Annotated in this window: 19 protein-coding genes and 1 pseudogene; 11 read left to right on the forward strand and 9 right to left on the reverse strand. The window is 76.8% G+C overall.

Annotated elements, in window-relative coordinates:
* Window positions 1-6: 6 nt before the first annotated feature.
* Entirely contained in the window at window positions 7-753 is a 747-nt protein-coding gene (locus NRO40_RS24855; RefSeq protein ID WP_058940149.1) for a GntR family transcriptional regulator, read from the reverse strand.
* A 261-nt stretch (window positions 754-1,014) separates the two neighbouring features.
* On the opposite strand from NRO40_RS24855, the gene NRO40_RS24860 reads away from it, so the two are divergent.
* Window positions 1,015-2,478: an MFS transporter gene (locus NRO40_RS24860; protein WP_079046749.1), complete on the forward strand. Its 1,464-nt coding sequence runs from the start codon at window positions 1,015-1,017 to the stop codon at window positions 2,476-2,478.
* A 25-nt stretch (window positions 2,479-2,503) separates the two neighbouring features.
* Complete coding sequence (locus tag NRO40_RS24865) at window positions 2,504-3,085, forward strand: GNAT family N-acetyltransferase (protein ID WP_058940147.1); 582 nt, start codon at window positions 2,504-2,506, stop codon at window positions 3,083-3,085.
* Here the strand turns inward: NRO40_RS24865 and NRO40_RS24870 are convergent.
* The 3 genes and pseudogenes from NRO40_RS24870 to NRO40_RS24880 all read right to left on the reverse strand — a co-directional run bounded on the left by NRO40_RS24870 (window position 3,039) and on the right by NRO40_RS24880 (window position 4,824).
* Entirely contained in the window at window positions 3,039-3,401 is a 363-nt protein-coding gene (locus tag NRO40_RS24870) for a DUF6204 family protein (RefSeq protein WP_058940146.1), read from the reverse strand. The genes NRO40_RS24865 and NRO40_RS24870 overlap by 47 nt on opposite strands.
* Window positions 3,402-3,628: 227 nt before the next feature.
* Window positions 3,629-3,979, reverse strand: coding sequence for a VOC family protein (locus NRO40_RS24875; RefSeq protein ID WP_058940145.1), 351 nt, complete (start codon window positions 3,977-3,979; stop codon window positions 3,629-3,631).
* A 25-nt stretch (window positions 3,980-4,004) separates the two neighbouring features.
* Window positions 4,005-4,824: pseudogene (locus tag NRO40_RS24880) on the reverse strand (methyltransferase domain-containing protein).
* Window positions 4,825-4,962: 138 nt separating this feature from the next.
* Between NRO40_RS24880 and NRO40_RS24885 the strand changes: the two are divergent.
* Genes NRO40_RS24885 through NRO40_RS24895 form a run of 3 tightly spaced genes read left to right on the forward strand, consistent with a single transcriptional unit; the run spans window position 4,963 to window position 8,627 of the window.
* Complete coding sequence (locus NRO40_RS24885; protein ID WP_058940144.1) at window positions 4,963-5,412, forward strand: hypothetical protein; 450 nt, start codon at window positions 4,963-4,965, stop codon at window positions 5,410-5,412.
* 25 nt (window positions 5,413-5,437) lie between these two features.
* Entirely contained in the window at window positions 5,438-6,778 is a 1,341-nt protein-coding gene (locus NRO40_RS24890; protein WP_058940143.1) for an NAD(P)/FAD-dependent oxidoreductase, read from the forward strand.
* Between the two features lie 7 nt (window positions 6,779-6,785).
* The gene (locus NRO40_RS24895) at window positions 6,786-8,627 is read left to right on the forward strand and encodes a transketolase (protein WP_058940142.1); all 1,842 of its coding nucleotides are present in this window, start codon (window positions 6,786-6,788) and stop codon (window positions 8,625-8,627) included.
* A 370-nt stretch (window positions 8,628-8,997) separates the two neighbouring features.
* On the opposite strand, the gene NRO40_RS24900 is transcribed toward NRO40_RS24895, so the two are convergent.
* Entirely contained in the window at window positions 8,998-10,161 is a 1,164-nt protein-coding gene (locus NRO40_RS24900; protein WP_058940141.1) for a baeRF2 domain-containing protein, read from the reverse strand.
* Between the two features lie 131 nt (window positions 10,162-10,292).
* Here NRO40_RS24900 and NRO40_RS24905 point away from each other — a divergent pair, with 131 nt between their 5' ends.
* Window positions 10,293-10,868 (forward strand): TIGR03086 family metal-binding protein, encoded by a 576-nt coding sequence (locus tag NRO40_RS24905; RefSeq protein WP_058940140.1) that lies wholly within the window; start codon window positions 10,293-10,295, stop codon window positions 10,866-10,868.
* A 223-nt stretch (window positions 10,869-11,091) separates the two neighbouring features.
* Here NRO40_RS24905 and NRO40_RS24910 read toward each other — a convergent pair whose 3' ends face one another.
* The 3 genes from NRO40_RS24910 to NRO40_RS24920 are packed head-to-tail and all read right to left on the reverse strand — an operon-like array spanning window position 11,092 to window position 12,492.
* Complete coding sequence (locus NRO40_RS24910) at window positions 11,092-11,652, reverse strand: type 1 glutamine amidotransferase domain-containing protein (RefSeq protein ID WP_058940139.1); 561 nt, start codon at window positions 11,650-11,652, stop codon at window positions 11,092-11,094.
* A 4-nt stretch (window positions 11,653-11,656) separates the two neighbouring features.
* On the reverse strand, window positions 11,657-12,133 hold the full coding sequence (locus NRO40_RS24915; protein WP_058940138.1) for a CBS domain-containing protein: 477 nt from the start codon (window positions 12,131-12,133) through the stop codon (window positions 11,657-11,659).
* Window positions 12,130-12,492 carry a DUF2795 domain-containing protein gene (locus NRO40_RS24920; RefSeq protein WP_058940262.1) on the reverse strand — a complete coding sequence of 121 codons (363 nt, stop codon included), beginning with the start codon at window positions 12,490-12,492 and terminating at the stop codon, window positions 12,130-12,132. Before NRO40_RS24920 ends, NRO40_RS24915 begins: the two co-directional genes overlap by 4 nt.
* A 309-nt stretch (window positions 12,493-12,801) precedes the next feature.
* Here NRO40_RS24920 and NRO40_RS24925 point away from each other — a divergent pair, with 309 nt between their 5' ends.
* Complete coding sequence (locus tag NRO40_RS24925) at window positions 12,802-13,032, forward strand: hypothetical protein (RefSeq protein WP_058940137.1); 231 nt, start codon at window positions 12,802-12,804, stop codon at window positions 13,030-13,032.
* Window positions 13,033-13,743: 711 nt separating this feature from the next.
* The gene (locus NRO40_RS24930; protein ID WP_058941601.1) at window positions 13,744-14,535 is read left to right on the forward strand and encodes an RNA polymerase sigma factor SigF; all 792 of its coding nucleotides are present in this window, start codon (window positions 13,744-13,746) and stop codon (window positions 14,533-14,535) included.
* 9 nt (window positions 14,536-14,544) lie between these two features.
* Here the strand turns inward: NRO40_RS24930 and NRO40_RS24935 are convergent, their stop codons facing one another.
* Window positions 14,545-15,807 carry a PAS domain-containing protein gene (locus NRO40_RS24935; protein WP_058941600.1) on the reverse strand — a complete coding sequence of 421 codons (1,263 nt, stop codon included), beginning with the start codon at window positions 15,805-15,807 and terminating at the stop codon, window positions 14,545-14,547.
* 315 nt (window positions 15,808-16,122) lie between these two features.
* Here NRO40_RS24935 and NRO40_RS24940 point away from each other — a divergent pair, with 315 nt between their 5' ends.
* Genes NRO40_RS24940 through NRO40_RS24950 form a run of 3 tightly spaced genes read left to right on the forward strand, consistent with a single transcriptional unit; the run spans window position 16,123 to window position 19,375 of the window.
* Window positions 16,123-17,031, forward strand: coding sequence for a GAF and ANTAR domain-containing protein (locus tag NRO40_RS24940; protein ID WP_079046963.1), 909 nt, complete (start codon window positions 16,123-16,125; stop codon window positions 17,029-17,031).
* Window positions 17,032-17,066: 35 nt separating this feature from the next.
* Window positions 17,067-18,326, forward strand: a complete 1,260-nt coding sequence (locus tag NRO40_RS24945; protein WP_058941614.1) for an aminotransferase class I/II-fold pyridoxal phosphate-dependent enzyme — start codon at window positions 17,067-17,069, stop codon at window positions 18,324-18,326.
* Window positions 18,323-19,375, forward strand: a complete 1,053-nt coding sequence (locus NRO40_RS24950) for an MBL fold metallo-hydrolase (RefSeq protein ID WP_058941599.1) — start codon at window positions 18,323-18,325, stop codon at window positions 19,373-19,375. Before NRO40_RS24945 ends, NRO40_RS24950 begins: the two co-directional genes overlap by 4 nt.
* Window positions 19,376-19,467 lie beyond the last annotated feature (92 nt).

Below are 19,467 nucleotides of genomic sequence, written 5' to 3' on the forward strand. Positions count from 1 at the left end.
GCGGGCTCAGTTCGACTGGAGCAGCGGCAGGGCGGGGGCGCCGGTCGGCAGCATGTGCTTCGCCGCCAGCACCGGCGTCTCGCCGACCCGCACGACCTGCGTGACCAGCACCGCCGGGGTGTCCGCCGGCCGGTCCAGCTGCTCCCCGCGCCGCTGGCCCAGCAGGGTCGCCGTCACGGCGCTGTGGGCGGCGAGCGCCACCCCCCGCGACGCCCCGACCAGCACCGACAGCATCGAGGTGCGCTCGGGGGCCGCCGCCTCCCGCAGGGCCGCGGCGAAGGCGGGGTGGACGCGCTCCAGCGTCCCGTCGGGGGCCGCCCACTCCTGGCTGAGCGCGGCGGCCGTGCCCTCCGCGGCGAGCAGGGACTCCCAGAACCGCAGCCCGGCCCGGACCGGAGCCAGCAGGTGCTGGGTGGTGAAGTCGGTCGGCTCCTCCACGGTCCGCAGCAGCGCCCGTACCCGGACGGGCGCCCCGGCGCCGAGCAGCTCCTCCAGGGGCCGGACGTACTCGAAGCCGCGCCGCGGCGGCCGGTCGTTGACCGTGCGCCCCACGCCCCGGCGCACCGACAGCAGCCCGTCCTCCTGGAGCAGCAGCAGTGCCTCGCGCAGCGCCGGCCGGCTCACGCCCAGCTCCCCGGCGAGGCGCGGCTCGGACGGCAGGGTGGACCCCGGCGGGTAGGTGCCCGCGTGGATGGCGTCGACGATCCGCTCGTACAGCACCACGACCGGGCGCCGCCGCTCCGCACTGACCACCGCTGTACCTCCCGGGCTCACCTGTCAGCAGGTCATGGCGCACGGTATGCCGCCCCGCCGCCACCGGGCAATCCCGTGCGCACCGGCGGTGCCGTGCGGCGGCGGGTCGCCGGGGGGTCGGTACGGCGCACATCACACTCCGGTGACCCTTGACGTTTTACGCGCGTAGACCACAGGGTGTCACCTGGCACTTGTCTGACAACTGACGGGCAGGTGGCCACGGACACTGCACGAGATGACATCCCAGGCAAAGGGGCCGACATGTCAACCACGCCCGGCCGGACGCGTTCCGGAGCCGAATCCGACCTCGCGGGCCGCGGCCCCATGCTGCTGGCGATGGTCCTGGCCGTCCTCGGCTACCAGATCAACGCCACCATGCTCAGTCCCGCGCTCCCGGACGTCATCGAGCGGCTCGGCACCACCACGGCCGCCGCCGGCCTCTCCCAGACGCTCTTCTTCCTGATGGCGGCCATCGGCCAGGTCACCCTCGCCCGCCTGAGCGACCAGCGGGGCCGCAAGCCCATGATGCTCGTGTGCGCCGCCGTCCTGATCGTCGGCAACGTGCTCTGCGTGGTCGCGCCGAACATCGAGGTCTTCATCGCGGGCCGCATCCTCCAGGGCGTCTCGGCGGCGATGTTCACCCTCGCCTTCCTCACGCTGAACCAGCTGCTCACCCCGGCCGGCTTCGGCAAGGCGGCCGGCATCATCACCGCCGTCAACGGCGGCCTCGCCGGCGTCGACGCCATCGCCGGCGGCCAGATCGCCGACACCATCGGCTTCCGCGGGATCTTCGTCTGCTCCACCCTCATCGCCGTCGCCGGCCTGATCGGCGTGCGCCGCTACGTCCCCGACGTACCGCCCACCACGGAGCCCGGCGCCCGGTTCGACGCGCGCGGCATCACCGCCCTCGCCCTCGGCCTCACCGGCATCCTCGTCGGCCTCGCCCAGGGTGCCGCCTGGGGCTGGACCTCGGCGCTCACCCTCGCCTTCCTCATCGGCGGCCTCGCCTCCCTCGCCTTCTTCGTCCTCTCGCAGAAGACCGCCCCCAACCCGGTCATCGACCTGGACGTCCTCGCCTCCCGGCGCGCCTGGCCGCTGCTCCTCACCACGATCTGCACCCTCGGCGGCGCGTTCGGCGCCATCGCCCTGACCATCCCGCTGTTCTCGCAGGACGCGCGGGTCGGCCTCGGCCTCACGGCCGTCACCTCGGCGATCCTCTTCCTCACGCCGATCCAGCTCATCGGGGTGGTCTCCGCCCCGCTCACCGGGCGGCTCGGCCCGCGGATCGGCTGGCGCAAGATCGTCGTCACGGGCGCCGTCGCCAACTTCGCGATCTTCCTCGTGGCCACGCTCTTCCTGCACAACGAGTGGATCCTCGTCGCCGCGCTCGCCGCGCTCGGCGTCACCTACGGCGGTTTCATGCTCACCGGCCTCAACGGGCTCGCCGTGACCACCGCCCCGGCGGACAAGCCCGGCTCCCTCTCCGGCCTCAACGGCGCCTGCTTCGGCATCGGCGCCTCCCTCGGCATCGCCCTGGCCTCCGCCATGATCACCGCGGGCAGCGACGCCGGCGGCGTCACCGAGGCCGGCTACCAGAACGCCATGTACACCGCGCTCGCCCTGCTCGCCGTCGGCGTGGTGACCTCGCTGCTCATCCAGCGCCCGCCGGCCGAGGAGGCCGCCGAGGCGTCGGACGAACGCCCCGTGGTCGTCGCCCACCACTGAGCGGGACATCGCCTAGGCTGGCCGGATGCCCGACGACGAGAGCATCCGGCCGGCCGCGTACCTGGCCGTGGGACCCCGGGTGGGCCTGCGGCCCTTCCGGTACGAGGACGCCGACGAGTTCACCGCACGGGCGCGGGAGAGCCGGGACCTGCACCGGCCCTGGCTCTTCCCGCCCGACGACGCCGACGCCTACGCCGCCTACGCGCGGCGCCTGATCGAGGCCCCCGACCGCCTCGGCCACCTGGTCTGCGAGCGCGACGGCGGCGCCATCGCCGGCTTCGTCAACGTCAACAACATCGTCCGGGGCGCCTTCCGCAACGGCGCCCTCGGCTACGGGGCCTTCGCGCACGCCGCCGGGCGGGGACTGATGGGGGAGGCGCTCGGCCTCGTCGTGCGCCACGCTTTCGGCCCCCTCGGGCTGCACCGCCTGGAGGCCAACATCCAACCCGGCAACGCCGCCTCGATCGCCCTCGTCCGCCGCGCCGGGTTCCGCAGGGAGGGTTACTCCCCGGCGATGCTCCTCGTCGACGGGGAGTGGCGGGACCACGAGCGGTGGGCGCTCACCGCGGACGAGCCGGCCGCCCGGGGCGCCGGCCCCGGTCGTTGACCTTCATGGTGTCCATGTCCGTGGCTGTCGAGGTCAGCGCCCGGTGGCCGAGACCCAGCGCGGCGAGCGCCGCCTCCGCCCGCTCCTCGGCGAGCAGTGCGGCCATCTCCTCCCCGTCGTCCGCGTCGGACACCACCGTGAAGCGGTAGCTGAAGCGCTTCAGCGCGGCGTCGTAGGTGAGCGAGCCCTCCTCCGTGAACCGCATCGAGGACAGGCCGTGCCGGTCCGCGTCGGCCAGGAGGCGCTCGCGGTCCCGGTCCGTCAGGCCGTCCCAGACGCCCCGCACGATCACCCGGTAGGTGTGACGCGCCCCCATGCCGTACCGCCTTCCGCCCCGCTCCGACCGAACCCGCGCCTGGGGGCGCGGGCGCCCTCCACCCTAGGGAGGCCGGGCGGGGACGCCCAGCGAATATCCGGCGCGGACACCCGGCGCCCGCCGGACGGAGCCCGGCGCTGGGCGCCCGCCGGACGGAGCCCGGGGCCGGGTGTCCGCGTCCGGTCGCGGCGGGCGGCGCATGCCGGACGGCCGGCCGCGCCCGGCGGCTACCCGGCCCGGCGGTCCGCGTACTCGAAGACGGAGCCGTCCGGGTGGACCGCGATGAGATTGCGGCCCACCGGCGTCGGGACCGGGCCGGCCAGCACCTTCGCGCCGACCGCCGTGAGCGCCTCGTGCGCCGCGTCCACGTCGGCGACCGCGATCGTCGCCGACACCTTCCGCAGCACCTCCAGCTCCGGCTCCGGGCCGCTCATCAACAGGAAGCAGCCGACGGCGGCGACGCGGACGCCGCCGCGCTCGAACCGCAGCGCCGGACCGCCGGTGAGCCGCTCGTAGAACGCCACCGAGGCGTCCAGGTCGTCGACGCAGATGCGCAGTGTGGTGCCGAGGATCTCCATACCGGACCAGGGTAGTTGGGACGCCTCACACCCGGCAGAGGATCTCCCCGTGCGGCACGGTGAACCACGCGTCCGCGCTCGCGCCCCACTCGCGCCACGCCCCACTCGCGCCACGCCCCCGCGGCGGCCGCCAGCCCCTCCGGCGTCGTATGGCCGCCCTCCACCGCCAGCCGTGCGTACCCCGACTCCGTCGTGCGGTCCGCCCACAGGGCGCTCCACCACGCGCGCTCCTCCGGTGTGGCGAAGCACCACACTGCGGCGCTGGGGGTGATGTCGGTGAACCCCGCCTGCCGCGCCCACGACAGCAGCCTGCGGCCGGCGTCCGGCTCGCCGCCGTTGGCCCGCGCCACCCGCCGGTACAGGCCCCGCCACTCCTCCAGCGCCGGCGGTTCGGGGTACCAGGCGAACGCCGCGTAGTCGCTGTCCCGCGCGGCGACGACCCCGCCCGGACGGCACACCCGCCGCATCTCCCGCAGCGCGGCCACCGGATCGCCCACGTGCTGGAGCACCTGGTGGGCGTGGACGACGTCGAAGGAGTCGTCGGGGAAGTCCAGCGCGTGGACGTCGGCGACAGCGCACACCACGTTGTCGAGGCCGCGCTCCGCGGCGACCGCGCGCGCCTGCGCCAGGACGCCGTCGGCGGCGTCGACCGCCGTCACGCGTCCCGGCGCGACCAGCGCGGCCAGGTCCGCCGTGATGGTGCCGGGACCGCACCCGACGTCGAGCACGTCGAGCCCCGGCCGCAGGGAACCCAGCAGGTACGCCGCCGAGTTGTCGGCCGTGCGCCACCGGTGCGACCGCAGCACCGACTCGTGGTGGCCATGCGTGTAGACGGCATCCGCCATCGCCCTACTCCGTCTCTCTCGGGACCGGGACAGGACCGCCACGCTACGCCGGCCAACCACATCCCGAGACGTGATTCCCAGAATGCGGACAGGGGTGGTGGGGCGTTATCCGCGGGGAGGCCCGGGTACCCGCCGCCCATGACGACCAAGACCCCGCGGTCCCGGAAGCCGGTACGGGCGACCACCGCGGCGCTGGGCGCTGCCCTGCTGGCCGCGGTGGTCGTGAAGGCGCGCCGCCGCGACGCCCGCACGGCCGAGGACCGCCCGTACCGCACCGAGGACCCCGCCACCGCGTCCGTGGACGACTCCGCACCCGACTCCCCGGCCGCCCGTGAACCGGACGACGTCCGCGTCGTCGCCCCCGGCACCCCACCCTCACCGGTGGTCCCCCCGCCGGTCGCGGCGCCGCCGCATCCTCCTTCGACGCCGGAGCCGCCGGAGCCTCCCGCTGCCCAGGAGCCGCCGGAGCCTCCCGCCGATCCCGCACCGCCGGAGCCTCCCGCCGATCCCGCACCGCCGGAGCCTCCCGCCGGCCCGGAGCCGCCGGGCCCGCCCGCGGACCCCGAGGCGCCCCACCACCGCGCCTGACCGCACACCACCCACGGGAGGCCCAGTGACCACCGCGACGAGGCGCCGTCCGCGCGTCCTGATCGTCGGAGCCGGCTTCGCCGGCTACCGGACCGCACGCGAACTGTCCCGCACCCTGCGCGGCCGCGCCGAGATCGTCCTGCTCAACCCGACCGACTACTTCCTCTACCTGCCGCTGCTGCCCCAGGTCGCCGCCGGCATCCTCGAACCCCGCCGCGTCACCGTGTCCCTGCCGGGCACCCTGCGGAACGTCCGGCTCGTCCTCGGTACGGCGGAGCGCATCGACCTCGACGCGCGCACCGTGCACTGCACCGACCCCGAGGGCACCTCGGGCCGGATCGACTACGACCGGCTCGTCCTCGCCGTCGGCAGCGTCAGCAAGCTCCTCCCCATCCCGGGCATCGCCGAGCACGCCACCGGCTTCCGCGGTCTGCCCGAGGCGCTCTACCTGCGCGACCACGTCACCCGGCAGATCGAGCTCATGGCCGCCGGCGCCGACGACCCCGCGACCGCCGAGGCCCGCCGCACCTTCGTGGTGGTCGGCGCCGGCTACACCGGCACCGAGGTCGCCGCCCACGGCAAGATGTTCACCGACGCCCTCGTGCGCGAGCAGCCCCACTGGCCGCGCGACCGCGCGCCCCGCTGGCTGCTCGTCGACGTCGCCGACCGCGTCCTGCCCGGCCTCGACGAGCGCCTCGCCGCCACCGCCGACCGGGTCCTGCGCGACCGGGGCGTCGAGGTGCGCACCCGCACCTCCGTCAAGGAGTCCACCGCCGACGGCGTCCTGCTCGACGACGGCGAGTTCGTCCCGACGCGCTCACTGATCTGGTGCGTCGGCGTCCGCCCCGACCCGTTCGTCTCCCAGGTCGGCGTCCCCCTCCAGCAGGGCCGGATCGTCGTCACCCCGGAACTCGCCGTCCCCGGCCACCCGGAGGTCTTCGCGTGCGGCGACGCCGCCGCCGTGCCCGACCTCGCCCGCCCCGGCGAGATCACCCCCATGACGGCGCAGCACGCCTCGCGCCAGGGGAAGACCGCCGCCCGGAACGTCGCCGCGTCCCTCGGCCTCGGCACCCCCGCCCCGTACCGGCACGACGCGCTCGGCTTCGCCGTGGACCTCGGCGGGGTCAAGGCCGCGGCCAACCCGTTCGGCGTCCCCCTCTCCGGTCCGGTCGCCGGCGCCGTCACCCGCGGCTACCACCTGGCCGCCATGCCCGGCAACCGCGTCCGGGTGGCCGCCGACTGGCTGCTCGACGCCGCCCTGCCCCGGCAGGCCGTCCAGCTCGGCCTGGTCCGTTCCTGGCAGGTCCCCCTCGACACCGACGCACCCGAGCTCGCCCACACCCGCGGCGCGCCCGGGAAGGAGTGAACGACGCATGCAGTACGAGGAACTCGCAGAACTGGGTCAGCAGTTGCGCGTCGACGCGGTCCGAGCCGCCGACGCGGCCGGCTCCGGCCACCCCACCTCCTCCATGTCCGCCGCCGATCTCGCGGCCGTCCTCCTCGCCCACCACCTGCGCTTCGACTTCGACCACCCCGACCACCCCGGCAACGACCGGCTCGTCCTCTCCAAGGGCCACGCCTCGCCCCTGCTGTACGCCCTGTACCGCGCGGCCGGCGCCGTGGACGAGGAGGAGCTGCTCGGCTACCGCACGCTCGGCAGCCGCCTCGAAGGGCACCCCACGCCGCGGCTGCCCTGGGTGGACACCGCCACGGGCTCCCTCGGCCAAGGGCTGCCCGTGGCCGTCGGCATGGCCCTCGCCGGGCAGCGCCTGGACCGGCTCCCGTACCGGGTGTACGTCCTGTCCGGCGACAGCGAGATGGCGGAGGGCTCCGTCTGGGAGGCGGTCGAGCACGCCGCGTACAACCACCTCGACAACCTCACCCTCGTTGTCGACGTCAACCGGCTCGGCCAGCGCGGCCCCACCCGCCACGAGCACGACCTCGACGCGTACGCGCGGCGCCTGCACGCCTTCGGCTGGCACACCGTCGAGGTCGACGGCCACGACGTCCAGGCGATCGACGCCGCCTTCGCCGAGGCCCGCTCCACCACCCGGAAGCCCACCGCCATCCTCGCCCGCACCCGCAAGGGCCGCGGCGTCGAGGCCGTGGAGGACCGCGAGGGCCTGCACGGCAAGCCCCTGCCCGACGCGGACGAGGCGATCGCCGAACTCGGCGGCGTACGCCACACCCGCGTGACCGTCCAGGCGCCGCCCGACGGCAAGGTGACGACCGCCGTCGGCGACACCACGCCCGCGCCGCCGCGCTACGACCCGGGCGACCGGGTCGCCACCCGTGACGCCTTCGGGCAGGCCCTCGCGGCGGTCGGCGCCGCGCGCGGCCGGGTCGTCGTCCTCGACGCGGAGGTCGGCGACTCGACCCGCGCCGAGGTCTTCGCCAAGGAGCACCCGGAGCGGTACTTCGAGTGCTACATCGCCGAGCAGCAACTCGTCGCCGGAGCCGTCGGCCTCGCGGCGCGGGGATACGTCCCGTACGCCGCGACGTTCGCCGCGTTCCTCACCCGCGCCCACGACTTCGTCCGCATGGCCGCGGTCAGCCGCGCCGGCATCAACCTCGTCGGCTCCCACGCGGGCGTCGCCATCGGCCCCGACGGCCCGTCCCAGATGGGCCTGGAGGACATCGCGATGCTCCGGTCCGTGCACGGCAGCACCGTCCTCTACCCGTGCGACGCCAACCAGACGGCCCGGCTCACCACCGCCATGGCCGACCTGGACGGCATCCGCTACCTGCGGACGAGCCGCGGCGGGACGCCCGTCATCTACGGGCCCGACGAGGAGTTCCCCGTCGGGGGCAGCAAGGTGCTGCGCCGCCACGACGACGACAAGGTGACCATCGTCGCCGCGGGCGTCACCGTCCACGAGGCCCTCGAAGCGGCCGACCGGCTCGCGGAGAGCGGCATCCGGGCGCGCGTGATCGACCTGTACTCGGTCAAGCCGGTGGACGCCGACACCCTGAACGAGGCCGCCGGGCAGACGGGCTGCATCCTCACCGTGGAGGACCACCACCCGGAGGGGGGCATCGGCGACGCGGTGGCCGAGGTGTTCGCGGACGGCCGGCCCGCCCCCCGCATGGCCCGCCTCGCCGTGCGGAACATGCCCGGCTCAGCGACGCCGGAGGAGCAGCTGCACGCGGCGGGCATCGACGCCGACTCCATCGCCGCGGCCGTGACGCTGCTGGTGGAGCGGGTCGTGGCCTGACCACCCGCCCGGCCCGGCGCCGGGTCGCGAGCCCTCACCCGCCCGGCCCGGCGGTGGGGGCTCGCGCGCGCCGGCGGCCGGCGGTCGCGAAGGCCCGGCCGGGAAGGCCGCCGGCGCGGCGCGGGCCCGCCGACAGCGCCCGCCGGCACCTCGTCACCGCCCCGGCGCGACCGCCCCGGCGCGAGCCCCAGGCGGCCCGCCGTCACCCGCACGGGCCTCGGTCCGTCGCCCGCACGGGCCTCGGACGGTATGACGGCGCCTCCGGACCGGGCGGGCGGGCGCGCCGGGCCGCCGCCGTCGACGGGGGGCGCTACGACGGCGCCCGCCGGTCCCGTGGGGGTCGGCGGGCGCGGGGCGTTCCCCGTCGCGGTCATCTGGTCGAAACCTCGGTCTCCTGCTCGTCGTACGGCCACCGCAGCAGCGCTCCGAGACCGCCGACCGGCAGCCGGTCGTCGACCTCCGGCCGGACGCGCAGGACCTCCGCCCCCGTCGCCAACGCCGACCGCAGCAACGCGTCGTCCGCGCGCGCCGGCAGCGGCTCGGTCGCGCCCAGGTACTGGGTCTCCGTGCGCCGCACGGCCACCTGGTCCGGCGCGGCTCCCACCCACACCTGGCGGTGCGCGTCGGGCCCGTCCGGACGGATCAGCAGCTCGGCGATGCGGTGCTCGCGGGCCGCCTCGACCAGCGCGGGGACCCCCTCGCAGGCGGCCGCCCCCGCGGGGCTCCCGCCCTCCGGTGCGCGGGCCGCCCGGAACCGGTCGAGCTCCTGCTCCGCGGTACGCCGCAGGAACGCGTCCTTCGCGGCCCGCACGTCCTCGTCGAGCCGCTCCCGGGAGGCGCCGGCGGCCCGGCCGCCGTGCTCGCTCTCCACCACGTCCGCCTTCAGGCCGACGGGCAGCCGCTCGTGCACGGAGCGCCGCTCGCGCGGATCACCGGCGAGCACCACGAGGTCCGCGCCCAGGTCCTCGGCCGTCTCGGCGACGGCGTCGGCGATCTCGGCGGCGTTCTCCTCCCAGGTGTTCTCCACGGCGAGCTGGAAGTGCCGCTGGGACCAGGCGCCGCCCGAGGTGCGGTGCACGGGCCAGTCCCGGCCCTCCACCTGCCCGGCGGGCACCGCCCCGACCGGGCTGCGCAGCTCCAGGTCGGCGCCGACGCGGTCGATGTACGCGACGAGGCACACGGGGTCTCCCGCGGCCAGGTCGAGCAGCGGTCCCAGACGCGGCAGCGCCGACCAGGAGACCTGGGTGGGCGCGAGCGGGCGGGCGGCCAGCGGCAGGTCGAGAGCGACCTCGCCGTGCGCGGCGAACACCGCGCGCCCGGCCTCGCCCGGTGGTCGGGGCCACCGGTTCAGCGCTTCGTGGACGGCGCGCTCGGTCGCCTCGTCGCACCCCTGCGCGGCGAGCTCCTCGCAGGCGTTGCGCGCCGTGAGCTCCTGCCGCCACTCGGCGGACTCGTCCCGCCGCGACGTGTCGAGGTACACGCTCGCCCACGGTCCTGGGTGGTCGTAGAGGCCGGTCAGAAAGGCGAGTTGCATGGCTCCCTCCCGGAGGCCGGTTCGTCGGTCCGCGACGGGTACCCGTGAGGTCGGACGGCACACGGCCGCCCTCCTGTCGCGCGGAGCCCCGCCCGCGCCCAGAGTGGAACCCACACACGCGGAGGTGATCCATGTCCGGCAGCCCGCTCCTCGACCGGCACGCGGAGGCGCTCGCCCTCTTCTCGTCGCGCGTCCACGCGGTCCGGGACGACCAGTGGGACGCGCCCACACCCTGCTCCGAGTGGTCCGTGCGGGACCTGGTCGGCCACCTGGCCGGCGAACAGCTGTGGGTCGTCGACCTGGTGCGCGACGGCCGGACCGTCGCCGAGGTCGGCGGGAAGTACGACGGGGACGTCCTCGGCGACGACCCGGTCGCCACCTGGGACCGCGCCGCGGCGGGCGCACGCGACGCCTTCCGCGAGGACGGCGCGCTCGACCGGACGGTCAGCCTGTCGTCCGGCGACACCCCGGCCACCGCCTACTGCGCGCAGATGACGGCGGACGCCGTGGTCCACGCGTGGGACCTGTCGCGGGCGATCGGCGCGGACGAGCGCCTGCCGCGCCGGCTCGTCGACTTCGCGCTCGGGGAGTTCACGCCCTACGCGGACTCGCTGCCGTCCACCGGTCTCTTCGACCGACCGCTGGACGTGCCCGCGGACGCCGACGCCCAGACGAGGCTCCTCGCCCTGCTGGGCCGCCGCGCGTAGGCGAGGCCGCCGCGCGCAGGGCGAGGAGCGGTGGTGACCGGCGCCGCGTGGCCGGTACCGGTCACGCGGCCCACACCCGGACCGGTCACGCGGCCCACCGCACCCGGACCGGTCACGCCGCCCACGCACCCGGACCGGGCCCGTGCGCACGCGCACGCGCCCGCCCGGGTCGGTGGACCGGGGCGGGCGCGTCAGTACGGTGCCGGGGGAGGGGCCGTGGGAGTCAGGCGGCCCGGCTGCCCTGCCCGGCCTTGCGGAACTCGGCGGTGAACGTGTCGCAGAACGCCTTCAGGTCGTCCGGCTTGCGGCTCGTGACGAGCGTCGTACCGGAGCCGTCGCCCGAGACGACGACCTCCTCGTCCACCCAGTCGCCGCCCGCGTTGCGGATGTCGGTCCGCAGGCTGGGCCAGGAGGTCAGCCTCCGGCCGCGCACGACGTCGGCCTCCACCAGCGTCCACGGGGCGTGGCAGATCGCCGCGACCGGCTTGCCCGCGTCGAAGAAGCTCCGTACGAGCGCGACGGCCCCCTCGTCCATGCGCAGGGCGTCCGGGTTGGCCACGCCGCCGGGCAGGACCAGCGCGTCGTAGTCGTCCACCGAGACCTCCTCCACGGTCCGGTCGACGGGGAAGGTGTCGGCCTTGTCCAGGTGGTTGAACGCCTGGACGTGCCCGGACGCCGTCGAGACCAGCTCCGGGGTGTCGCCGGCGTCGGCGACCGCCTGCCACGGCTTGGTCAGTTCCACCTGTTCGACGCCCTCGGGCGCCACCAGAAACGCGATGCGCACGGTCTCAGATCCTTTCGTCCATCGCTGTGTCGTTCTCGGGTGCGGCCCTGCTGATGTCGGCCAGGACCGAGCGGGGCTCCTCGGTGACCGCGAGATCGCCCAGGCTGACCACGCCCACGGGGCGTCCGGCCTCCACGACCGGCAGCCGCCGCACGGCGTGCCGCCGCATCAGGCCCACGGCCGTCGCGACGTCGTCGTCGGGCCCGACGACGACCGGGTCGGGGGTGCACACGGTCTGGGCGCTCACGGTCGACGGGTCGGCGCCCTCGGCGACCGCCCGGACGGTGATGTCCCGGTCCGTCAGCACCCCCACGATCAGGTCCCCGTCGGCGACGAGCACGTCCCCGACGTCCTGGGCCCGCATCAGCTGGGCGGCCTCGACGAGTGAGGCGTCGGGGCGGACGGCGGCCACTCCCGCGGTCATGACCTCGCGGACGAGCCGCGCCGTACCGCCCGCGGCCTCCGCTCCCGGCCCCGTCATCGCCCGTGCAGGGCGACCGCGACGTCCTGCACGCTGCGGTAGGTCCGGTCGCCGGGCAGTTCCTCCACCCGTTCCGTCAGCGGGTCGGGGGCGTGCCGTTCCCGCATGACGCGCAGCAGGTCCACCCGGTGGGCCGGGAACGGCGTTCGGGCGAGGTGCCGGGCCAGTTCGAGGCGCAGCGCCTCGAAGGCGTCGGACGGGCCGCGGCCGGTGGCGAGCGCCGGGTCGTCGTCGGCCACCGGCTCGGGGTCGTGCCACTCCTCCGTACGGGTGGGGTGGCCGGACCGGAGCAGCCCTTGGAGCTCGTGTTTCATCGCGTCGTCCTGCCGCCGGCTGAGCCGATCGCTGCCTCGCTGCATGAAGTCCTCCACGGTGCCGCGTGTGTCGGTCGCCGGGCGGGTACCCGGCCGCGCCGCCGCAAACCACCACTTCACGGGCGCTTCGCCGGAACGCCGGTGGACCCGCCGGCGGCCCGTCGCCTGGCCCGCCGGTCGGTCCGCCGGCCGGTCCGCTGGTTTGGCGGGGGGCGTCGCGGGGACTCGCCGACGCGGCCGGGTGGCTGAGCGGCCGGACGGCCGAGGGGTGAAGGGTGGGGAGCGGACCGGGACGCGCGGACGGCGGTCCGCCCCGGGCCGCTCCCCGCGTCCGTGGACGGAAGGGACGAGGCGATGGACGTCACGACCGCACTGCTCGCCCTGCTGCTGCCGCCCGCCCTGCTGGGCGTCGTCCTCGCCATGGCCCACTACGAGGACCGGATGCTGCCCGCGCCCCCCGAGGAGCCCGACGGCGCGGCCGGGGCGGCGGGGGAGGTGGTCCCGGTCGAGCCGCTCGTCGCGCCGGTCGTCGACCCGACCGCCGTCGTGGCGCCCCTCGCCGCCGAGCAGCCCGACGCGGCCTGACAGCCCCCGCCTCCGTACCGGCGCAGGGTGGCCCCGCGTCCATCCGTCCCGGGGCCGGGCCGGGCGCGTGCCGCCCGGCCCGGTACCTCGGCCGCACAGCGGGCTCCGGGTCCCTTCCCGGTCGCCGGCTCCCCGGTCGCAGGGCTCCCGACCGCCCTCCGGCCCGGGACGGCCCGGGACGGCCCGGGGCCGCCGGGTGCGCCCTTCCGCGACGGCGCCGCGCCCCTCTGGCCCGTGCGCCGCCCTGGTGCCCGCGCCGACCCCGCGCCGCTCCGGGCCCCGTGCCGCCCCGGCGCCCGCGACGGCGCCGCGCCGCGCCGGCCTCGCGCCGCTCCGACCCCCGTGCCGGTCACCCGGACAGCCGAACTCCCGCGAGGCGCGGGACGGCCCTCAAAACGCCCCGCCCGGCCCCGCCACACCCGCTCCCGCCTGCGCGGACACCCCCGCGCCCCACCCGTGGCGGCGCACCGCCGCCGCCCCGGACGGACCGGCCGGGCGCCCCTCGGGAAGCCGAACGGCGCAATCAGGCGGACAGTGGGATCAAGGCGTTTGCCATCAAGGCCCCCGGGCAGGCGCATCTCGTGCTTCGGACCGGAGGCACGTCCGTGGGAGCGGATCGCCGCTCCGGGCGTGTCCGCGCCCGGTTCCGGCGGCGGCGCTTCCCGGGGTGACAGCCAACCATCAGCGCCGCTCAGGGAGCTGAACACGATCATGCCTACCCTCGCTCACTCGAAGCATCCGCACGACGACGCGCCCGACACCGCCGAGGCGTTCCGCCGGCTGGCGTCACTGCCGCCCGGAGAGGAACGGGACCGTCTGCGCCAGGACATCGTCAGCGCGTGGCTGCCCATGGCCGACCGGCTGGCAGGCCGGTTCCGCAACCGCGGCGAGGCGCTGGAGGACCTCAAGCAGGTCGCCGCCCTCGGCCTGGTCAAGGCCGTCGACCGGTACGACCCGTCGCGGGGCGCGGCCTTCGAGAGCTTCGCCGTGCCCACCATCACCGGCGAGATAAAGCGGCACTTCCGCGACCACATGTGGACCCTGCACGTGCCGCGCCGGGTGCAGGACCTCCGGGGCCGCGTCCGCGCCGCCTACCAGGAGCTCTCGCACTCCGTCGGCGGCCGCGCCCCGACGGTCGCGGAGATAGCCGAGAAGGCGGGGATGACGGAGGAGGAGGCCGTCGCCGGCCTCGAAGCCCTCGACAGCTTCACCGCCTTGTCGCTGGACGCCGAACTGCCCGGCACGGAGGACGGCTACACCCTCGTCGACGCGCTCGGCGGGCCGGACCCGGCCCTGGACATCGTCGTCGACCGGGAGGCCGTCAAGCCGAGGCTGCGCACCCTCCCGGAGCGCGAGCAGAAGATCCTGTACATGCGGTTCTTCCGCGACATGACGCAGAGCAGCATCGCCGAGGACCTCGGCATCTCGCAGATGCACGTGAGCCGCCTCATCAGCCGGTGCTGCTCCCGGCTGCGCGAGGACATCATGCGGGACGCCGCGTAACCGCCGGTGTCACCCCGGGCGGACCATCGCGATACCCGTGTGGCGGGCGGCCACGTCGGCCGCCCGCGCCTCCGCCATCGAGAACGCCCGCCGCGCGTCGACGCGCAGCAGTGTCAGCACGCCGAGGACCCGCGGCGTCCGCGGCCCGTCCTGCGGGCCGCCACCACCGTCGAGGACGGGCAGGCACAGCAGCGAACCGACCCCGGCGCGCACCAGCACGGCCGTCCCGGCGGCGTCCGTGCCCAGCGCCAGCGGGTCCTCGAGCCGTACCTGGAGGGCGGCCGAGGCACTCCGCGCGACCTCGGCGACGAGGGGACAGCGCGCCGGCTCCTGCGCGGCGAGCTCGCCCGCGAGCGCGTCCTCGCCGGATGGTCCCAGCGCCGCCACCCGGCGCGGCCCCGGCGCCGGGCGGTCCGCCGCGTGCGCCGCGCCCGCGGGCGTCAGGTCGGCGAGGACCCAGTCGGCGAACCGGCCGTGGAGGACCCGCGCCACCGCCTCCAGCGCCCCCGTGGCGTCCCCCGGCGGGCGGCGCAGCAGAGCGGTCGCGACCGCGTCGACCACGTCCAGGGCCGACGCTCGGGCGGTGGCCCCGGCCAGGTCGCCGGCCCCCGCGCCACCGGCCCCCGCCCGGTCATCGGCCCCGGCCCCAGCGGCCAGGACTTCCGCGTGCCCGCCCGGAACCCCACCCGCCGGTACCGCCGCACCCCGCGCCTCCACGACGTCGGCACCCGGCTGGAACACCACGAGCACCGCCGGCACCGGCTCACCGGGCAACGGCAGCGCCACCAGCGTCACCCGGACGGGCTCCTCCGAACGCGGACGCACCCGCACGGACAGGCTCCGACCGCCCTCGCCACGGGCCGCCGCGGCCACCTGCGAGCGGAACGCCACCCGGTCGCCCGGCGCCAGCAACGCCGCCAGCGGCCGGCCCGTGGCGTACCCGGCCGGGACCCCGGTCAGGACGGTCGCCGCCTGGTTCATCCGCCGGACGGCCGTGTCCCCGTCGACCAGCGCGACCGGCAACGGAAGCCGCTGGAAGACGGCCTTCAGCAGCTGCGACTCCTGCCGCTCCGCCGGCCTGCCCGCCGGGGCGCGCGCCGCGAGGCGTTCGTACTGCGGCCACAGCGTCTCCGCCACGTGCTGCAGCTCGAACAGGGCCGTGTCCAGGGCGTCCCGCCGCTCCTCCGGGGGCAGCGCGCGGGCGGCGCGCAGCTCGCCCACCCGCCGGACGAAGTCCGCGAGGTCGCGGCCGAAAGCGTCGGTCCCGCTCATCCGGAGGCCCTCTCGCCGCCCGGGCCCGGGCGGCGCGTCCCGGGCCCCCGCCCGCCGCTCCACGGTGCCCCCGGACCCCGCCGCCGCCCGTCACCCCAGCCCGCTCCCGGTCCCCGCGAGCGCCCGTCACCGCGCCGCGCTCCCGGCTCCCGCCGCCGCCCGTCACCCCACCGCGCCGCGCACACCCGCGCGCGCTCCCGGGTCGCCCGCACCGTCGTCCGCATGTAGGCACGGTAACCGGGTGCACGTCGCGAACGCCCGGCCGTTTCGGGCCGCTGCGGGCGGGCAGCCGCACGTCGAGAGGAGCACCCCCCGATGCCGATCCAGCACGAGGACGACGGACCGGTCCCGGTGTCCGCGGCGCGCCGGCTCCGACGGCTCGCCGAGGAGTGCGTCCGCTCCGTACCGGCCTGCTGCGGCGCCGCCGCGACCCTCGGCGACGACGCGCGGGAGCCGGAACACGGCCCGCCGCGCGGACCCCGACAGGAGCGGCGGCACGGACCCGAGGCGCACCGACCCGAGGCGTACGGGCCCGAGGCGTACGGGCCGGAGGCGTACGGGCCCGAGGCCGACGGGTGCCGCACGGCTGCCACCCATCCGGACCTGGCCGCCCTCGTGACCGTTCAGCTCGACGCGGGCGAGGGGCCCGTCCGGGCGGCGCTCGACGCAGGCCGGCCCGTCGAGGTCCCGGACCTCCTCCACGACACCAGGTGGCCCGCCCACCGGGCCGCCGCGCTCCGCGCCGGGCTGCGCACCAGCGTGACCCTGCCGTTCCGCCGTCCGGGCACCGACGTCACCCTCACGCTGTACGGCTTCCGCCCCGGCTCCCTCGCCGGCGCCGCGCACGGCCCCGCGGCAGCCCTCGGCGAGGCGGCCACCGCCGCACTCGTCCGTGACGACCTCCACCGTGCCGCCCTCGCCGAGGTCGCCCAACTGGAGACGGCGCTGCGCTCCCGGCCGGTCATCGACCAGGCGGTTGGCATCGTCGTGCACGCCCTCGGCTGCGGCACCGAGGACGCCCACACCGTGCTCCGCCGCGTCTCGCAGCTCACCAACCGCAAACTGGCCGACGTCGCCGCCGCCGTCGTACGCGCCCGCGGCCACGGCCTGGAGAAGGAGCTGGCACGCCTGGCCGCCCGCCCCCCGACCGCCCGCCCCCGAACGGCGAACCCCCGGGAATCTTCGTATAAAGGCAGTGCGCACAGGAACCGGAGCGAAGCTTGACGAAGCGGTACGAGAGGTCCCGGGAGGTCGAGGCGATGCACAGCTCCGCCCCCGAGGGGCACGGCCAGGTGCGCCATGCCCCGCCCGCCCCCGACACCGGCCTGCCCGTCCTCCCGGAGCTCTCCGGCCTCCTCGCCGCCGCGGCGGGCCGCACCGACGCCGAACCACCCGGCGGCGGCCCGGTGCTGCGGGAGGCCGCCTGCGGCTACTGGTCCCGGCGCGGCCTGGACTGCCACCCCGAGGACCTCGTCGCCGCCCCGGGCGCCGGCCCGCTGTTCCTGGCGCTGCTCGCCGCGCACGGCGGCGACGTCCTGATGCCGCGCCCCTGCCCGCTCGCGTGGACGCCGCAGGCCCGCCTCCTCGGCCGCCCCGCCTACCACGTGCCCACGCCCGCCGAGTGCGGCGGCGTCCCCGACCCCTACGCCCTCCTGGAGACCGTCCGCCGGGTGCGGGCCGAGGGCGGCCGGCCGGCCGTGCTGCTGCTGTCCGTCGCCGACGACCCCACCGGCACGGTCACGCCCCCCGAACTGGTCCGCGAGGCCTGCGAGGCGGCCGTCGGGGAAGGGCTCCACATCGTCAGCGACGAGACGTGGCGCGACACCGTCCACCACCCCCGCGACACCGTGTTCGTCAGTCCCGCCGAGATGTGCCCCGACGACGTCACCGTCGTGTGCGACCTGGCGGGCTCGGTCGCCCCCGCCGCGTGGCCCGCGGCCGTGGCCCGCTTCCCCACCCGGCCCGGTGCCACCGCACACCGCGCCCGCGTCCTCGACGTGCTCACCGCGCTCGGCGCCGACCTGCCCGGCCCCCTGGCGACCGCCCTCGCCCACGCCCTCGACGAGCCGCGGACCCTCACCGCGCGCACCGCCGCCGCGAACGCCCTGCACGCGCGCGTCGCCGCCGCGGCCCACCGGGTGGTGCTCACCGCCGGCGCCCTGGCCCTCCCGCCCGAGGCGGGCCGCCACCTCTACGCCGACCTCGGCCCGCTCCGCGGGCACCTCGCCGAGCGGGGCGTCACCGACTCCATCGAGCTGGAGGAGTACCTGACCGCGCGCCTCGGCACCCCCGTCCCCGGCGGCCACCGCTTCGGCGACGAACTCGGCGCGCTGCGGGTACGCCTGGCCACCACGCCGCTGCTGGGCCCCACCCCCGCCGAGCGGCTGGAGGCCCTGGCCGCGGCCGACCCGCTGGACCGGCCCCACGTGACGGAGGCGCTGGGCGCCCTGTCGGCTGCCCTCGGCGGCGGCGCACCGCGCACGGACCGCGCCGACACCGGTGAAGGAGCCCGTACATGACGGACCCGACCCACGCCGATCCCCCGCCCCCCGCGGATCCCGCCACCGCGCCCCACCACGGCGCTCCGGTGGCCCCCGTCCCCCGGCCGGCCCCCCGGCCCCTCGGCGAGGTACGCCGCTGGCCGCGCTCCTTCGCGGGCCGTCTCACCGCGCCGCTGCCCGGCGTCCGCGCCTTCGCCCGCCTGGCCCGGGAGGGCGCGGCCGCGGTGCGCCCCGGCGCCGACGGGCTGCGGGACGTGCCGAAGCTGCCGTTCGCCCCCGGGCCGCTGCCGCCCGCCGACCCCGACACGCTGGCCGTCACCTGGGCCGGGCACGCCAGTTGGATCGTGCGCGTCGGCGGCCTCACCGTCCTCACCGACCCCGTCTGGTCCCGGCGCATCCTCGGCACCCCGGCGCGCGTCACACCCGTCGGTGTCCGCTGGGAGGACGTGCCCCCGGTCGACGCGGTCGTCATCAGCCACAACCACTACGACCACGTGGACGCGCCGACGCTCCGCCGGCTCCCGCGCAGCACCCCCGTCTTCGTCCCCGCCGGCCTCGGCCGCTGGTTCCGCCACCGCCGCTTCTCCACCGTCACCGAGCTCGACTGGTGGGAGGGGGCCGAACTCCACGGCGTCCGCTTCGACTTCGTACCGGCCCACCACTGGTCCAAGCGCGGCCTGACCGACACCTGCCGCACGCTGTGGGGCGGCTGGGTCCTCACCGATCGGCGGGACAGGAGCGTGTACTTCGCCGGTGACACCGGGTACGGCCACTGGTTCCGCCGGATCGCCGACCGCCACCCGGGGATCGACCTCGCGCTGCTGCCCATCGGCGCGTACGCGCCCCGCTGGTGGCTCGGCGACGTCCACACCGACCCGGAGGAGGCCGTCCGCGCCTTCCGCGACCTGGGGGCCCGCGCGATGGCCCCCATGCACTGGGCGACGTTCGTCCTGTCCTCCGAGCCGGTCATGGAGCCCCTGACCCGGCTCCTGGCCGCCTGGGAGGCGGCCGGCCTGCCCCGCGAACGCCTCTGGGACCTGGCGGTGGGCGAGTCCCGCGTCCTGTGACCGCCGCCGGCCGCCCCACCGCGTGCCCCGCCAGGCACGCGTCGCCCCTCGTGGCCCGCGCGCCCGCCGTGGCCGGCCCGCCCGCCGTACGC

This window comes from Streptomyces changanensis (assembly GCF_024600715.1).
Classification (GTDB): domain Bacteria; phylum Actinomycetota; class Actinomycetes; order Streptomycetales; family Streptomycetaceae; genus Streptomyces; species Streptomyces changanensis.

Coding starts and splice junctions, on each gene's coding strand:
- NRO40_RS24935 (WP_058941600.1), bottom strand. CDS start 15,807: ATGAGCGGGACCGACGCTTTCGGCCGCGACCTCGCGGACTTCGTCCGG.
- NRO40_RS24925 (WP_058940137.1), top strand. CDS start 12,802: ATGGACGTCACGACCGCACTGCTCGCCCTGCTGCTGCCGCCCGCCCTG.
- NRO40_RS24895 (WP_058940142.1), top strand. CDS start 6,786: ATGCAGTACGAGGAACTCGCAGAACTGGGTCAGCAGTTGCGCGTCGAC.
- NRO40_RS24900 (WP_058940141.1), bottom strand. CDS start 10,161: ATGCAACTCGCCTTTCTGACCGGCCTCTACGACCACCCAGGACCGTGG.
- NRO40_RS24885 (WP_058940144.1), top strand. CDS start 4,963: ATGACGACCAAGACCCCGCGGTCCCGGAAGCCGGTACGGGCGACCACC.
- NRO40_RS24865 (WP_058940147.1), top strand. CDS start 2,504: ATGCCCGACGACGAGAGCATCCGGCCGGCCGCGTACCTGGCCGTGGGA.
- NRO40_RS24940 (WP_079046963.1), top strand. CDS start 16,123: ATGCCGATCCAGCACGAGGACGACGGACCGGTCCCGGTGTCCGCGGCG.
- NRO40_RS24915 (WP_058940138.1), bottom strand. CDS start 12,133: ATGACGGGGCCGGGAGCGGAGGCCGCGGGCGGTACGGCGCGGCTCGTC.
- NRO40_RS24870 (WP_058940146.1), bottom strand. CDS start 3,401: ATGGGGGCGCGTCACACCTACCGGGTGATCGTGCGGGGCGTCTGGGAC.
- NRO40_RS24945 (WP_058941614.1), top strand. CDS start 17,067: ATGCACAGCTCCGCCCCCGAGGGGCACGGCCAGGTGCGCCATGCCCCG.
- NRO40_RS24875 (WP_058940145.1), bottom strand. CDS start 3,979: ATGGAGATCCTCGGCACCACACTGCGCATCTGCGTCGACGACCTGGAC.
- NRO40_RS24860 (WP_079046749.1), top strand. CDS start 1,015: ATGTCAACCACGCCCGGCCGGACGCGTTCCGGAGCCGAATCCGACCTC.
- NRO40_RS24950 (WP_058941599.1), top strand. CDS start 18,323: ATGACGGACCCGACCCACGCCGATCCCCCGCCCCCCGCGGATCCCGCC.
- NRO40_RS24920 (WP_058940262.1), bottom strand. CDS start 12,492: ATGCAGCGAGGCAGCGATCGGCTCAGCCGGCGGCAGGACGACGCGATG.
- NRO40_RS24930 (WP_058941601.1), top strand. CDS start 13,744: ATGCCTACCCTCGCTCACTCGAAGCATCCGCACGACGACGCGCCCGAC.
- NRO40_RS24905 (WP_058940140.1), top strand. CDS start 10,293: ATGTCCGGCAGCCCGCTCCTCGACCGGCACGCGGAGGCGCTCGCCCTC.